Below are 14,415 nucleotides of genomic sequence, written 5' to 3' on the forward strand. Positions count from 1 at the left end.
CTCCTTGCGATGTCCTCGGTCGCTCAACGGTACCCGGCCATCCCGTCCGACCGGTACCGTCCCGAGGTGAGACTTCTGTCAGTTCTGCTCGGAGGCGCCCAGCACGAGTGACACCTCCCGCTCCGTGCCGCCGCGTTCGACCGTCAGGCGCAGCCGGTCGCCGGGCCGGTGGGCGCGGATCTTGACGATCAGCTCCCGGCCGTTGCGCACGCGCGCGCCGTCGGCCTCGGTGATGACGTCGCCCGCCTTCAGTCCGGCCCGGTCGCCGGGCCCTCCCCGGGTGACGGCAGGGCCGCCGTCGGCGCCCTTGCCGCCGACGCGGGCGCCGTCGCCGGGGTAGCCCATGTCGAGCGTGACGCCGATCACGGGGTGGGTGGCGTGGCCGTGGTCGATCAGCTCCTCGGCGACCCGCTTGGCCTGGTTGACGGGTATGGCGAAGCCGAGGCCGATGGAACCGGACTGGTCGCCGTCGGCGTGGGAGCCGCCGCCGGCCGAGCGGATGGCGGAGTTGATGCCGATGACCCGGGCGTGGGAGTCGAGCAGCGGGCCGCCGGAGTTGCCCGGGTTGATGGGGGCGTCGGTCTGGAGCGCGTCGACGTAGCTGGTGTCGCTTCCGTCGCTCTTCTCGCCGCCGGCCGTGATGGGCCGCTCCTTGGCGCTGATGATGCCGGAGGTGACCGTGCCCGCGAGGTCGAAGGGGGCGCCGATGGCCACGACGGGATCGCCCACCCGCACGTCGTCGGAGTCGCCGAGGGGCAGCGGGGTGAGACCGTGGACGCCGCGCACCCGGACGACCGCGAGGTCATAGCCGCCGTCGCGGCCGACGACCTCGGCCTTCACGGTGTCACCGCCGCTGAACGTCACGGATATCTCGCCGTCCTGGCCGGCGGGCTCGACCACGTGGTTGTTGGTGAGGATGTGGCCCTGCGCGTCGAGGACGAAGCCGGTGCCGGTACCCGCCCCGTCGTCGCCCCGCACGTGCAGGGTGACCACGCTGGGCAGGGCGCGGGCGGCGATCCCGGCCACGCTGTCCGGCGCGCGGCCGGCCGGCACGCTGTCGGGCCGCGGCAGCTGTACGCCGCCGAGTCCCTCGCGTTCTACGTAGGCGCCGACGGCTCCGCCGATGCCACCGGAGACGACGGCGACGGCGAGGGTCCACCCGGTGACCCACCGCCAGGCCCGCCGCCTGCGCTGCGCCCGCGTCAGCACCTTGGCACCCGTCTGCTGCAACGGCTCCCGCCCCTGAGCCGCCTCCCAGGGGTCATAACCGGCCCAGGGACCGACGCCGCCTTCCGGGGCGGGGGGTACGGCCGCCGCGGGCACCGGGCCGGGGGATACGGCATCCTCGGGCACCGCCCCGGTTCCCGGGCAGGGGGGTACGGCGGCCTGGGGCACCGTCGCGGACCCCGGCTCCTGCGGTTGCGGGGCGGGGGCGCCGTGGGATGGGGGGAGTGCGGGGCCTGCGGGGGGTGTGGGGTGCGGTGCCTGGGACGCGGGGGCCGTGACGAGAGGTGGTGCTTGGGGCGCGGGGGCCGTGGCGGGCGCGAGTGCCTGCGGCGCGGATGCCGTGGCGGGGCCCGGTGCCTGCGGCGCGGGGGATGTGGTGGGGCCCGGTGCCTGCGGCGCGGGAGCCGCCGGCTGGGGAGCGGGTGCTGTGGCGGGAACCGCCGCCCCGGGCATGGGTGCTGTGGCGGTCGCGGGTATCCGCGGCATGGGAGCCGTGGCGGGGCCCGGAGCCCGCGGCGCGGGCGCCATGGCCGGCGCCGCTGCCCCGGGCACCGGCGCCGTAGCAGGCGCGGGCACCTGCGGGGCGGAGGACGTGGTGGGGCCCGGTGCCTGCGGCGTGGGCGTGCCCTGCGCTCCGGGGGCCGGGGGTGTCGGTGGGGCCAGGGGCGCGGGTACAGCCGTACCGTGCGCCGGGGTGAACGCCGGATGCTGGACCGGTGGCGCGGGTGCCCAGGGGCCGGGTTCGCCGTACGGCGGGGTGCTGTAGGGGTCGGGATCGTGCAGGGGCGTGACCCGTCCGGCACCGACCCGCTGACCGGAGTGCGGTACGACGACGGCCGGGGCCTCCCCGTCCGGGCCGCCGGAACCCCCGGCGGACGCGGCGGCCACACCGGCGCCGTCGGCCCCACCGGCCGCCGAACCCGCCTCGGCTGACACCGCCTCGGCTTGCCCGGCGAGGCCCGCCCTCTCATCGGCCCGCACGCCAGGGGGCAGCGCCCCACCGGCCCGCACAGCCGAGTCGGCCCCTACGTCGGCCCGTACGACCGGATTTGCCGCCACGTCGGCCCGCACACCCGGGACCGTCGCCCCGTCGGCCCGCACACCCGGGACCGTCGTCGCGTCGGCCCGTACGACCGGGTCCGTCGTCGCTTCGGGTGCGTTCGCCGTCGTCACGGGCCGCGCAGGCCCCGCTCCGGTCTGCCTGGTCTGCCCGGGGGTTCCCCCAGCCTCTCCCCCGGTCTCCGCCTCGGCCTCTCCGACGGCGCCGGACGACGTGGTCGGCGTCGGCTTGGCCAGTTCGAAGTCGCCGTCGGGGAGCGTGGCGGTGGGGGCGGTCGGTGTCGTCCCCGTGGTGCCCCGCGGTCCGTCCGTCGGCGGCACGCCGTTCCCCTCGTTCATGCTCCCCCCACGGCTGGTCACAGGACATCGGCTGCCGCCCCGGGGCGGCGCCACGGTCACGGCTCCCAGGATTCAACCAGGTTCGCGGGCCGTGGCGCGGTGACGGTCAGGGCGAGGGATGCGGGGAGGGCGTGACGGAGGAGGACGAGGGCGTGGTGTCGGGGGTGGGCAGCGGGCCGGAGCCGGTGGCCCCGGGGGGCATGGGCCAGTCGGTGAGCGGAAGGGCCACCGTCTCGTCCAGCGGGCGTATCAGCGGGGAGACGGCGGCCGCACCGGCGAACACCGGCGCGGTCAGCGCGCGTACCGCCTCGGCCCGGTCGTGCCCGGGGGCCGGGGTGGGAACCCCGGGCAGCAGCGGCGCGGACAGCGTGGTCGGCGCCACCGGTGCCGAGCCGATCAGCGCGCCGCCCTGGGCGAGCAGCGGTCCCACGGGGCGCCGGCGCTGGCTGTCCGGCGTGGCCGCGCCGCCGCCCGTACCGGAGCCGGCCGAGCGCACCGGGATGACGCCGGAGCCGCCGCGGGCGTCCGCGGCCGGGTCGCCGGGGAAGCCGGTGGTCACGCCGCCGAGGGCCAGCGCGGCCAGCGACACCGCGCCGGCGGCAGCGTACGCGAACCGCCGGCCACGCGAGGCGGCGCGGGCGTCGTCCGGACGGCCGACGGGGTGGATGCGGAAGCCGTCGTCCCGGGGGCCGTCGGCGCCGTCCGCGCCGGCCGGGAGCAGGCCGTGCGGGCGGGCCGGGACGTACCCGAACGGCAGGCGGTCGCCGCGCCGGGCCCCGAAGGACCCGAGGCCGCCGGAGGGGCCGAGTCCGGGCCCGGGTGACGGCGTGGTGCCGCCGCCGTCCGGATCTCCCCCGGGAAGGCCCTGGAGGCGGGCCAGGAGGCTCGCTGAGGGCGGGGGCGGGGCGGCCTCCGCGAAGACGTTCTTCAGCGCGCGCTGGGCGTCCGCCTCGGCCTTGCACCGGGCGCAGGTGGCCAGGTGCGCGAGGACCCGCTCACGCGTCTCATGACCGAGCTCCCCGTCCACCAGGGCGGAGAGCCGGTCTCCCAGGTGCTGCTCTGCGAGGCGTGCCTCCTCGGCAGGTTTCGACCGAGATCCACTCACGCGGTCGCGCCCCCTCCTCCCAGCGCGGGGACCCGGGCCAGGAAGGAGCGCCGCTCGGCCGCGCGGGCCTCCGGGGAACGGTGCGCGAGCGCCTTGCGGAGCTGGGACCGGCCGCGGTGGATACGGGAGCGGACCGTGCCGAGCTTCACGCCGAGGGTGGCGGCGATCTCCTCGTACGACAGTCCCTCGATGTCGCACAGGACGACGGCGGCGCGGAACTCGGGCGCCAGGGTGTCCAGCGCCTGCTGCACGTCGGCGTCGAAGTGCGCGTCGTTGAACAGCTGCTGCGGGGTGGGCTCGCGGCTGGCCAGGCGCTCGGCCGCGTCCTCGCCGAGGGCGTCGAAGCGGATGCGCTGCTTGCGCCGGACCATGTCCAGGAAGAGGTTGGTGGTGATGCGGTGCAGCCAGCCCTCGAAGGTGCCCGGCGAGTACGTCGACAGGGAGCGGAAGACGCGGACGAAGACCTCCTGGGTGAGGTCCTCGGCGTCGTGCTGGTTGCCCGTCAGGCGGTAGGCCAGTCGGTAGACCCGGCCGCTGTGCGTGCTGACGATCTCGTCCCACGTGGGCGGAGTCCACGCCTGCCCGTCCGCGTCGGTGGTGAAGGTCGCGGTCGGGGTCTCGCCCGAGGCGATCCCGGCGGCGTGGCTGTCAGCAGCGGTGTCGGTCACGGATTTCGGCCTGCCCGCCGACCCGAGGAAGCGCCGCAGCACTCCGCCCCGGTCCCCGGGCGCAGCCGCACCTCCCCTGTCGGCTCTGGTGGTGTCCAGTGGAGCCCCTACCATAGCCACCTCGCCCGTTAGCTCCGGATAAGCGGTTTTACGAGAATTTGATACTCGCTGATCCGGCTCGTCCGGCTGCGTCAGCAGTTGCTCGGCGCCTTGCCCCACCGCTCGCCCCCCGTCGCGTCGCCGGTCACCGTCTCATCCCTGTAAACGCACGGGCTCATCTGCGGGTTCCCGCCGCCAACGGATACAGTCACGCCCAGGCAACCACGGGGACAGGAGAGGGTCATTACCGCCAACCGGCAGACGAGCTGGGCGTTCGCCGACGCCTTTGTCGCCGAGGACGAAGCGCTGCGCTGGGCCCGCGACCGGGCCCGCGAGGCAGGGCTGCGCTCGGTGTCGCCCAGCACGGGCGCCGCGCTGCGACTGCTCGCCGCCTCCGTGGACGCGAAGGCGGTCGCGGAGATCGGCACCGGCTGCGGGGTGTCCGGCATTCATCTGCTGCACGGGATGCGGCCGGACGGGGTGCTGACGACGGTGGACCCGGAGCCGGACCACCAGCAGTTCGCCCGGCAGGCGTTCCGCGGCTGCGGCTTCGCCAGCAACCGGGCCCGGTTCATCCCCGGCCGTGCCCTGGAGGTCCTGCCGCGCCTCGCCGACGCGGGCTATGACCTGGTGTTCTGCGACGGGGACCGGCTGGAGTACCCGGACTACCTCGCCGAATCGTTGCGCCTGCTGCGGCCGGGCGGCCTGGTGGTCTTCGAGGGCGTCTTCGCTGACGGCCGTACGGTCGACTCGGGGCCCCAGCCCACCGAGGTGCTGCGGCTGCGGGAGCTGCTGCGCACCGTGCGGGAGAGCCAGGAACTGGTGTCGTCGCTGCTGCCGGTGGGCGACGGGCTGCTGTGCGCCGTCAAGCGTTGACGGCGGCGCGGGCCGGGCGGACGGTGCCGGTGACGTGTGCGGCACGGGCCGGGCGGACGGTGCCGGCGGTGCATGTGGTGCGGGCCGCGCCGACCGTGCCGGCCGCCCCCGAAGACGCGCTTGCCCCAGCACCGCGTACGATGCCGGGGCAGGCGCGAGGACAGAATCGGAACGTCAGACGACGACGTTCTTGAGGGCGTCGGCAAGCGCCGCCGCCTCGTCAGGGGTCAGCTCGACGACGAGTCGACCGCCGCCTTCGAGCGGAACGCGCATGACGATGCCCCGCCCCTCCTTGGTCACCTCGAGCGGGCCATCACCCGTCCGCGGCTTCATGGCCGCCATGCTCGTTCCCCTTCCTGAAACCAGCTCATCGTCTCTGCCGGTACCCCCGGGCAGGGGGCACCCGCCGTCCGGAACGGACACGCGACACCGGCATCGAACACATTGCTTCCTGGCCATTATCCCGCATGGCAGGACCCGATGACCAACATCGGTCCGCATCGCTTGGGCAACGCGCGCGAGCAAAACCACCCAATTCGGCGATGTGCCTGCGATACTGCGCCACCCCGCGAGGCTCCTCCGGCCGGCTCCGTCCCGGATTTCTTTGACGCAGGTCACACGTCCGCTCCGGCCGCCGGACCGTGATCTCCGCCATGCTGTCCTCAGACATGGACGTACTGAGCGGTACGTCACCAGCGGCTACTCCGGAGGGGACACGCCATGGCCGACACCGTGCTCTACGAGGTGAGCGACGGACTCGCGACGATCACGCTGAACCGCCCCGAGGCGATGAACGCGCTGAACATCGCGACGAAGACGGCCCTGCGGGAGGCGGCGGAATCGGCGGCCGGGGACACGGCCGTCCGGGCGATCCTGCTGACCGCCGCCGGGGACCGGGCCTTCTGCGTGGGCCAGGACCTCAAGGAGCACATCGGGCTGCTGGCCGGCGACCGGGAGACCGGCGCGGGACGGACGATGAGCACGGTCAAGGAGCACTACAACCCGATCGTGCGGGCCCTGGCCGGGGCGCCGAAGCCGGTGGTCGCGGCGGTGAACGGCGTCGCGGCCGGCGCCGGGTTCGGCTTCGCGCTCGCCGCGGACTACCGGCTGGTGGCCGACACCGCCAAGTTCAACACCTCCTTCGCGGGCGTCGCCCTGACCGCCGACTCCGGCATCTCCTGGACGCTGCCCCGGGTGATCGGCCCGGGCCGCGCCGCCGACCTGCTGCTCTTCCCGCGCAGCATCAGCGCCCAGGACGCCCTGGAGCTGGGCATCGCCAACCGGGTCGTCCCGGCGGGCGAGCTGCGCGCCGAGGCCGCGAAGGTGGCGCGGACGCTGGCCGAGGGGCCGACGGTGGCGTACGCGGCGATCAAGGAGGCGGTGGCCTACGGGCTGACGCACTCCCTGGAGGAGACGCTGGAGAAGGAGGACGAGCTGCAGACCCGGGCCGGGCGGTCCGAGGACCACCACATCGCCGTCCAGGCGTTCGTCGACAAGGAGAAGCCGAAGTACCTGGGGCGGTAGCGCGCAGCGGGGCCGGCGGGTCCGTCCGCTACCGGGTGCCGCGGGCCACGCAGTCCGCCAGGTGGTCGTCGACCAGGCCGCACGCCTGCATCAGGGCGTACGCAGTCGTCGGGCCGACGAAGCGCAGGCCCCGCTTCTTCAGGGCCTTGGACAGGGCCGTGGACTCGGGGGTCACCGCCGGGACGTCGTCCAGGGTCCTCGGGGCCGGGCGGGCCGCCGGGTCCGGGGCGTGGGACCAGATCAGCTCGTCCAGCTCGCCCTCGGCCCAGTCGGCGAGCAGGCGCGCGTTGGCGAGCGTGGCGTCGATCTTGGCGCGGTTGCGGATGATGCCCGGGTCGGCCAGCAGGCGCTCGCGGTCGGTGTCGGTGAACGCGGCGACCTTCTCGATGCGGAAGCCGGCGAAGGCGGCGCGGAAGCCGGGGCGGCGGCGCAGGATCGTGATCCAGGACAGGCCCGACTGGAAGGCCTCCAGGCTGAGCCGTTCGAAGAGGGCGTCGTCGCCGTGGACCGGGCGGCCCCACTCCTCGTCGTGGTACGCCACGTAGTCGTCGGTGGACAGGGCCCAGGGGCAGCGCGGGGCGCCGTCCGGCCCGGCGACGGCGGCTCGGCTGGTCATCGCTGCTCCTCCCGGCCCTGGTCCGGGCCCGTCCGCGGGTGCTCGGCCCGCTGTTCCCGCGCGGCGGCCCGGGCGCCGGCCAGCGCGGTCTCCAGGTCGGCGATGCGGGCGTCCCGCTCGGCCAGTTCGGCGGCGAGCCGGCCGAGCGCGTCGTCCACGTCGGCCATGCGGTAGCCGCGCGGCGCGACCGGGAAGCGCAGGCTCTCCACGTCCGCGCGGTCCACCGGGCGGTCCGGGGGCAACGGGTCCTGGAGCCGCTCCGGCGCCGCCTCCGGCAGCGGGGCGCTCTCCCCGCCGCCGACCACGGCCAGGGTCACCGCGGCGACCACGACGGCCAGCGCGACGACCAGGAACAAGAACATCACCATCGCCTCAGGGTCCCCACGCTCGTACCGGACGCTGTGCCGGCAGCGGTATCTGTCAGGCTCCGATCGTGCCATGCGCGTCTGACAGTTAGGGTCACAGGCGGCCGTACAGCGGGACGTACTAGGAGAGGGCAGGGCGGATGCTCAGGCTGGGCAAGCGGGAATTCGGGCCGCACGAGCCGGTGATCATGGCGATCGTGAACCGGACGCCGGATTCCTTCTACGACCAAGGGGCCACGTTCCGCGACGAGCCGGCCCTCGCGCGGGTGGAACGGGCGGTGGCCGAGGGCGCCGCGATCGTGGACATCGGCGGGGTCAAGGCGGGGCCCGGCGAGGAGGTCTCGGCCGAGGAGGAGGCGCGCCGGACGGTGGGCTTCGTCGCGGAGGTACGGCGCCGGTTCCCCGATGTGATCATCAGCGTGGACACCTGGCGGGCAGAGGTCGGCGAGGCCGTGTGCGAGGCGGGCGCGGATCTGCTGAACGACGCGTGGGGCGGCGTCGACCCCGGGCTCGCCCAGGTCGCGGCGCGGTACGGGGTGGGACTGGTGTGCACGCACGCGGGCGGGGCCCAGCCGCGGACCCGGCCGCACCGGGTGACGTACGACGACGTCATGGCCGACATCCTGAACGTGACCCTCGGGCTGGCCGAGCGGGCGGTCTCGCTGGGGGTGCCGCGGGAGTCGGTGCTGATCGACCCCGGGCACGACTTCGGTAAGAACACCCGGCACAGCCTGGAGGCGACGCGGCGGCTGGACGAGATGGTGGCCACGGGCTGGCCGGTGCTGGTGTCGCTGTCCAACAAGGACTTCGTGGGCGAGAGCCTGGACCGGCCGGTGAAGGAGCGGCTGATCGGCACGCTGGCCACGACGGCCGTCTCCGCGTGGCTCGGGGCGCAGGTGTACCGGGTGCACGAGGTCGCCGAGACCCGGCAGGTGCTCGACATGGTGACCGCCATCGCCGGCCACCGGCCACCCACGGTGGCCCGGCGGGGCCTGGCGTAGCCGCCGGTCACTCGCGGGTGCGCCCGGTGGGTTCGGGCCGGCCCCTACCGTCCCGCCTCCTTCGACACCAGGGCCACCGCCTCCTCCACCTCGTCCGTGACGTGGAACAGGAGGAGGTCCTTCTCGGCGGCCTTGCCCTGGGCGACAAGGGTGTTCCTCAGCCAGGACACCAGGCCGCCCCAGTACTCGCTGCCGAAGAGGACGATGGGGAAGCGGGTCACCTTCTGGGTCTGGACGAGGGTGAGGGCCTCGAAGAGTTCGTCCAGGGTGCCGAGGCCGCCGGGGAGGACCACGAACCCCTGCGCGTACTTCACGAACATCATCTTGCGGACGAAGAAGTAGCGGAAGTTCAGGCCGATGTCGACGTAGGGATTGAGGCCCTGCTCGAAGGGCAGCTCGATGCCGAGGCCCACCGAGATGCCGCCCGCCTCGCACGCCCCCTTGTTGGCCGCCTCCATCGCGCCCGGGCCGCCGCCGGTGATGACCGCGAAGCCGGCCTCCACCAGCCCCCGGCCGAGCCGCACCCCCGCGTCGTACTCGGGTGAGTCCACCGGTGTCCGCGCTGAGCCGAAGACACTGATGGCGGGCGGGAGTTCGGCCAGCGTGCCGAAGCCCTCGATGAACTCCGACTGGATGCGCAGCACCCGCCAGGGGTCGGTGTGGACCCAGTCGGTGGGAGCGCGCTCGTCCAGCAGCCGCTGGTCGGTCGTGCTGGCGGTGACCTGGCCCCGCCGCCGGAGGACCGGGCCGAGCCGCTGCTCGTCCGGCGGCTGCTTCTTCCCCTCGGGGTTTCCGGTCGCCATGTGCGCTCCCTCCGCTTGCCGGTAGTTCCTTCTCAGCCTAGATCCATCCGGGTTACGGAAGGGGGACCCCGGCGTGTCCGGCAGACACCGGCACCCCGCCCGCCCTTACGCCGTGAGCCAGTTCCGCAGCCGCTCCTCGCCCGCGAGGATCTTCGCGGTCTCCACCCGCTCGTCCCGCTTGTGCGCCAAGTGCGGGTTGCCGGGGCCGTAGTTGACCGCGGGGATGCCGAGCGCGGAGAACCGGGACACGTCCGTCCAGCCGTACTTGGGCCGCGGGGTGCCGCCCACCGCCTCGATGAAGGCCGCGGCGGCCGGGTGGGACAGCCCCGGCAGCGCGCCCCCGCTGTGGTCGTCGACGACGAACTCCGTCACGCCGCAGTCCGCGAACACCTCGTGGACGTGCGCGATCGCCTCCTCCTCGGTGCGGTCGGGGGCGTAGCGGAAGTTGACCGTCACCACGCACTCGTCGGGGATGACGTTGCCCGCCACTCCCCCGCCGATGCGCACCGCGTTCAGGCCCTCGCGGTACTCCAGCCCGTCGATGACCGGCCGGCGCGGCTCGTAGGACGCCAGGCGGGCCAGGATGGGCGCCGCCGCGTGGATGGCGTTGGAGCCCATCCAGCCGCGCGCCGAGTGCGCCCGCTCGCCCGTGGTCTTCAGCAGCACCCGCAGCGTGCCCTGGCAGCCGCCCTCCACCTCGCCGTCGGACGGCTCCAGCAGCACCGCGAAGTCGCCCCGGAGCCACTCCGGACGGGCCTCGGCGACGTGCCTCAGACCGTTGCGTTCGGCCTCGACCTCCTCGTTGTCGTAGAACACGAAGGTCAGGTCGCGGTTGGGGGCCGGGACCGTGGCCGCGATGCGCAACTGCACCGCCACGCCCGACTTCATGTCGCAGGTGCCGCAGCCCCACAGCACGCCGTCGTCGTCGAGCCGCGAGGGCACGTTGTCCGCGATCGGGACGGTGTCGATGTGGCCGGCCAGGATGACGCGCTCGGCCCGGCCCAGGTCCGTCCGGGCGATCACGTTGTTGCCGTACCGGTCCACGGTCAGGTGCGGCAGGGCGCGCAGGGCGGTCTCGATCGCGTCCGCGAGCGGCTTCTCGGTGCCGCTGACCGACGGGAAGTCCACGAGCCGCGCGGTGAGCGTGGCGGCGTCCAGCGTGAGGTCAAGGGAGGTGTCGGGCATGACCTCGACCCTAGCGCGCCACCTGCCGGAACACCGCCGGGCCGACGGCGCGGTCCCCGCGCGGGGCACCGGCCCGGCTCCAGTACCTTGTACGCGTGCCAGAGCCGTCCCCCACCTCTCCCGAGCGCCGTGGCCGCCGTTTCCGTTTCACGGCGGCCCTGTTGGTCCTGTGCGGTGTCGCCGCGTACCTCGTGGTGCAGTACGTCACCGGAGGCGGCGGAGCGCGCGGCTGCGAAGTGGTCTCGGCCTCCGGCGACGGGGCCGCCTACGAGTTCACGCCCGAACAGGCGGAGAACGCGGCCACGATCGCGGCCGTGGGCACCGGGCGCGGGATGCCGGAGCGGGCCGTGACGATCGCGCTGGCCACCGCCATCCAGGAGTCGGGGCTGCGCAACATCCGGCACGGCGACCGGGATTCGCTGGGCCTGTTCCAGCAGCGCCCCTCGCAGGGCTGGGGCAGCGAGCGGCAGATCATGGACCCGACGTACGCGGCGGGCATCTTCTACGCGCACCTGGCCAAGGTGCCGCACTACACGGAACTGCCGCTGACGGTGGCCGCGCAGCGGGTGCAGCGCAGCGGCTACCCGGAGGCGTACGCCAAGCACGAGTTGGACGCCACGCTGCTGGCGGCGGCCCTGACCGGGCGCGCGGCGGCCACGCTGACCTGTGACGGGCGCCCGCAGCACACGGCGCCCGAGACCGGCCCGGACGCGGTACGGGCCGCGCTGGTACGGGACTTCGGGCGGGACGCGCTCCAGGAGACCGGCGCGGTGGTGGGCGGGACGCCCGTGCCGTCGCCGACCCCGTCGCCGAGCGTGACCGCGACCGCGCGCGGGCGGACGGTGACGGTTCCGGTGCCCGAGGGCACGAAGAAGGACGCCACCGGGCGCGACGAGCTCGAGCGGGGCTGGCAGCTGGCGCACTGGGCGGTCGCCAACTCCTCGGCGCTGCGCATCGAGCGGGTGACGTACGCGGGGCGGGAGTGGACCGTGGGGAGCGACTCCGACGAGTGGCGCCCCGTCGCCTCCGAGGGGGCCGCCGGGGCGGAGCGGTCCGCCGGGGCCGTCCGGATCGTCGCCGCGCAGTAGGCCGCTGCGGCGGGCCGCGTAGCGGGCCGCGCGGCAGGGCGCACAGCCGTACGGCCGGTCACTCCCGCGGGTTGTGCTCCACCGGAGTGACGGGACGGCCGGCGCGGGTGGTCCTCCGAGCGCGGAAACCCTTGGGAAATCAGGGGCCGGAAGGTTTCCGCGCGGCGCACGCCGGACGCTCTTTGCCCGTTTTTATCCACACCCGATAATGCGATGCGTTATCCATTCTTTACCCGGGGCGTCCGCAACCTTCGCGGGCTTCGAGCGGTAGTCACGGCGTCCGAGCCGGAGACGGGCTCGGACGCAGACACCGTTCTCTCCCGTCGAATGGAGCATCATGTCCCTCCCTCTGACCCGCCGGATCGCCCGTGCCGCGCTGCTCGTCGCAGCGGGAGCGGCCGCCGGGGTCGGTGCGGCCGGCTCCGCCGGTGCGGCCACGAACCTGCCCGACGTCGGCCCCAACCTGAGCGGGCTGACCGCGCTGGACGGGGCGCACGCCGGTGACGCCGTCGACAGTGCCGCGCAGCAGGTGACCTCGGTCGCGGGCCACGCGGGTGGCAAGGCGGTCGGGCAGGCGGTGCCGGCCGCGGGCAAGACCGGCGGCAGCGCCGTGAAGCGGACGACTCCGGTGGCGCAGAAGGCCGTGGGCGACGCGGCCGGGGCCGCGGGGGGTGTCCTCGGGGACGCCGCGGTCGGCGCGACGAAGGGGGGCCTGCCGACGGACACGCTCACCAAGGGCGGGCTGCCGACGGACTCCCTGCCGACGAAGGGCCTGCCGCTCGGCTGAGGCCGCCGGTGCCGGTGGACGGGGTCCAGGGAGTTCCCTGGACCCCGTCCGTCGTTGTGCCCGCGGCCCGCGACGCCGGTCAGCGGGTCAGGCGGGAGACGGCGGCCTGGACACGTTCGTCCGTCGCCGTGAAGGCCACCCGTACGTGGCGTGCGCCCGCCTCGCCGTAGAAGTCGCCCGGGGCCACCAGGACGCCCAGGTCGGCCAGGTGCGCGACCGTGGTCCAGCAGGACTCGTCGCGGGTGGCCCACAGGTAGAGGCTCGCCTCGCTGTGCTCGATGCGGAAGCCGTGGGCGAGCAGGGCCGAGCGCAGCGCCTCGCGGCGGGCCGCGTACCGCTCGCGCTGTTCCCGCACGTGGTCGTCGTCGCCGAGCGCGGCCACGACCGCCGCCTGCGTCGGCGCGGAGGTCATCATGCCGCCGTGCTTGCGGATCTGCAGCAGCGGGCCGAGGACCTCCGGGTCACCGGCGACGAAGGCCGCGCGGTAGCCCGCCAGGTTGGACCGCTTGGACAGGGAGTGCACGGCGACGATGCCGTCGTAGGAACCGCCGTTGACGTCCGGGTGCAGGACCGAGACCGGGTCGGCCTCCCAGCCCAGCTCCAGGTAGCACTCGTCGGAGAAGAGCAGGACGTCGTGGGCGCGGGCCCAGGCGACGATGTCCGTCAGCTCCCGCTTGGTCAGGACCCGGCCCGTCGGGTTGGACGGGGAGTTCAGCCAGAGCAGCCGCAGGTTCGCCGGGTCCAGCTCGCGCGGGTCGTCGTAGACCTCGTACTCGGCGCGGGCGAGGCGGGCGCCGACCTCGTAGGTGGGGTAGGCCAGGCGCGGGTAGGCGACCTTGTCGCCGGGGCCGAGGCCGAGCTGGGTGGGCAGCCAGGCCACCAGTTCCTTGGAGCCGACGACCGGCAGGACGTGCCGGTGGGTGATCCCGCGGGCGCCCAGCCGGCGCTCCAGCCAGCCCGTGATCGCGTCGCGCAGGGCAGGGGTGCCCCAGACGGTCGGGTAGCCCGGCGAGTCGGCCGCGTCGACCAGGGCCTTTCGGATCAGCTCGGGCACCGGGTCGACCGGGGTGCCCACCGAGAGGTCGACGATGCCGTCCGGGTGGGCGGCGGCCGTCTTCTTGTACGGCTCCAGCTTGTCCCACGGGAAGACCGGGAGCCGGTCGGAGACTGCGGACACGATCAGTGGCTCACTTTCGTACGGTGCGGCAAACGCCTCGGTCCCGTGCGGCGCTGATCGGGAGGATCGGGCCGTACGGGACCGAGGCGGCGCGGCTGCGGCCGCTTGGCGCTCAGGCGGGCGGTCAGCTCTGCTTCGGCAGCCCGGCGACGAAGGGGTGGTCGCGCTCGATCAGCCCCAGCTTGCTGGCTCCGCCGGGCGAGCCCAGCTCGTCGAAGAACTCGACGTTCGCCTTGTAGTAGTCCTTCCACTCCTCCGGGACGTCGTCCTCGTAGAAGATCGCCTCGACCGGGCAGACCGGCTCACAGGCACCACAGTCGACGCATTCGTCCGGGTGGATGTACAAGGACCGCTGGCCCTCGTAGATGCAGTCGACCGGGCACTCCTCGATGCACGCCTTGTCCTTGACGTCGACACAAGGCTGCGCGATGACGTAGGTCACGCTGTCGTTCCTCCTCGATAGGGCGCTGGCGAGCCTCCTCAGGCCCGCCGCCTG

General features: G+C 74.3%; 16 protein-coding genes. 6 read left to right on the forward strand and 10 right to left on the reverse strand.

Translation table 11 applies throughout. From position 1 onward, the window contains the following. Positions 1-78: 78 nt before the first annotated feature. A complete protein-coding gene (locus Srubr_RS26000) occupies positions 79-1,680 on the reverse strand; it encodes a S1C family serine protease (protein ID WP_413790259.1) in 1,602 nt (533 codons plus the stop codon). Between the two features lie 324 nt (positions 1,681-2,004). Between Srubr_RS26000 and Srubr_RS26005 the strand changes: the two genes are divergently transcribed. After that, on the forward strand, positions 2,005-2,160 hold the full coding sequence (locus Srubr_RS26005) for a hypothetical protein (RefSeq protein ID WP_189997510.1): 156 nt from the start codon (positions 2,005-2,007) through the stop codon (positions 2,158-2,160). 571 nt (positions 2,161-2,731) lie between these two features. On the opposite strand, the gene Srubr_RS26010 is transcribed toward Srubr_RS26005, so the two are convergent. After that, entirely contained in the window at positions 2,732-3,730 is a 999-nt protein-coding gene (locus Srubr_RS26010) for a zf-HC2 domain-containing protein (protein WP_189997370.1), read from the reverse strand. Next, positions 3,727-4,440 (reverse strand): RNA polymerase sigma factor SigE, encoded by a 714-nt coding sequence (gene sigE / locus Srubr_RS26015; RefSeq protein ID WP_189997371.1) that lies wholly within the window; start codon positions 4,438-4,440, stop codon positions 3,727-3,729. Before sigE ends, Srubr_RS26010 begins: the two co-directional genes overlap by 4 nt. A gap of 234 nt (positions 4,441-4,674) precedes the next feature. Between sigE and Srubr_RS26020 the strand changes: the two genes are divergently transcribed. After that, positions 4,675-5,373, forward strand: a complete 699-nt coding sequence (locus Srubr_RS26020) for an O-methyltransferase (RefSeq protein WP_289972087.1) — start codon at positions 4,675-4,677, stop codon at positions 5,371-5,373. A gap of 174 nt (positions 5,374-5,547) precedes the next feature. Here the strand turns inward: Srubr_RS26020 and Srubr_RS26025 are convergent, their stop codons facing one another. Then, the gene (locus Srubr_RS26025) at positions 5,548-5,715 is read right to left on the reverse strand and encodes a DUF3117 domain-containing protein (protein ID WP_004950282.1); all 168 of its coding nucleotides are present in this window, start codon (positions 5,713-5,715) and stop codon (positions 5,548-5,550) included. Positions 5,716-6,093: 378 nt separating this feature from the next. Here Srubr_RS26025 and chcB point away from each other — a divergent pair, with 378 nt between their 5' ends. Continuing rightward, positions 6,094-6,897: a 2-cyclohexenylcarbonyl CoA isomerase gene (chcB, locus tag Srubr_RS26030; RefSeq protein ID WP_189997372.1), complete on the forward strand. Its 804-nt coding sequence runs from the start codon at positions 6,094-6,096 to the stop codon at positions 6,895-6,897. Positions 6,898-6,925: 28 nt separating this feature from the next. On the opposite strand, the gene Srubr_RS26035 is transcribed toward chcB, so the two are convergent. Then, on the reverse strand, positions 6,926-7,513 hold the full coding sequence (locus Srubr_RS26035; protein ID WP_189997373.1) for a DNA-3-methyladenine glycosylase I: 588 nt from the start codon (positions 7,511-7,513) through the stop codon (positions 6,926-6,928). Beyond that, positions 7,510-7,881: a DivIVA domain-containing protein gene (locus Srubr_RS26040; protein WP_189997374.1), complete on the reverse strand. Its 372-nt coding sequence runs from the start codon at positions 7,879-7,881 to the stop codon at positions 7,510-7,512. Before Srubr_RS26040 ends, Srubr_RS26035 begins: the two co-directional genes overlap by 4 nt. Before the next feature lie 137 nt (positions 7,882-8,018). Between Srubr_RS26040 and folP the strand changes: the two genes are divergently transcribed. Continuing rightward, complete coding sequence (gene folP, locus Srubr_RS26045; protein WP_189997375.1) at positions 8,019-8,879, forward strand: dihydropteroate synthase; 861 nt, start codon at positions 8,019-8,021, stop codon at positions 8,877-8,879. Positions 8,880-8,923: 44 nt separating this feature from the next. Here the strand turns inward: folP and Srubr_RS26050 are convergent, their stop codons facing one another. Next, on the reverse strand, positions 8,924-9,682 hold the full coding sequence (locus tag Srubr_RS26050; protein WP_189997376.1) for an LOG family protein: 759 nt from the start codon (positions 9,680-9,682) through the stop codon (positions 8,924-8,926). A 105-nt stretch (positions 9,683-9,787) separates the two neighbouring features. Continuing rightward, positions 9,788-10,867 (reverse strand): succinyl-diaminopimelate desuccinylase, encoded by a 1,080-nt coding sequence (gene dapE, locus Srubr_RS26055; protein WP_189997377.1) that lies wholly within the window; start codon positions 10,865-10,867, stop codon positions 9,788-9,790. Between the two features lie 95 nt (positions 10,868-10,962). On the opposite strand from dapE, the gene Srubr_RS26060 reads away from it, so the two are divergent. Continuing rightward, positions 10,963-11,955 carry a heavy metal transporter gene (locus Srubr_RS26060; RefSeq protein WP_189997378.1) on the forward strand — a complete coding sequence of 331 codons (993 nt, stop codon included), beginning with the start codon at positions 10,963-10,965 and terminating at the stop codon, positions 11,953-11,955. A gap of 337 nt (positions 11,956-12,292) precedes the next feature. Further along, a complete protein-coding gene (locus tag Srubr_RS26065) occupies positions 12,293-12,742 on the forward strand; it encodes an ATP-binding protein (RefSeq protein WP_189997379.1) in 450 nt (149 codons plus the stop codon). Positions 12,743-12,821: 79 nt separating this feature from the next. On the opposite strand, the gene Srubr_RS26070 is transcribed toward Srubr_RS26065, so the two are convergent. Then, positions 12,822-13,919 carry a bifunctional succinyldiaminopimelate transaminase/glutamate-prephenate aminotransferase gene (locus Srubr_RS26070; RefSeq protein WP_189997380.1) on the reverse strand — a complete coding sequence of 366 codons (1,098 nt, stop codon included), beginning with the start codon at positions 13,917-13,919 and terminating at the stop codon, positions 12,822-12,824. 124 nt (positions 13,920-14,043) lie between these two features. Continuing rightward, complete coding sequence (gene fdxA / locus Srubr_RS26075; protein WP_189997381.1) at positions 14,044-14,361, reverse strand: ferredoxin; 318 nt, start codon at positions 14,359-14,361, stop codon at positions 14,044-14,046. Between the last annotated feature and the right edge of the window lie 54 nt (positions 14,362-14,415).

Source organism: Streptomyces rubradiris, from assembly GCF_016860525.1.
GTDB lineage: Bacteria > Actinomycetota > Actinomycetes > Streptomycetales > Streptomycetaceae > Streptomyces > Streptomyces rubradiris.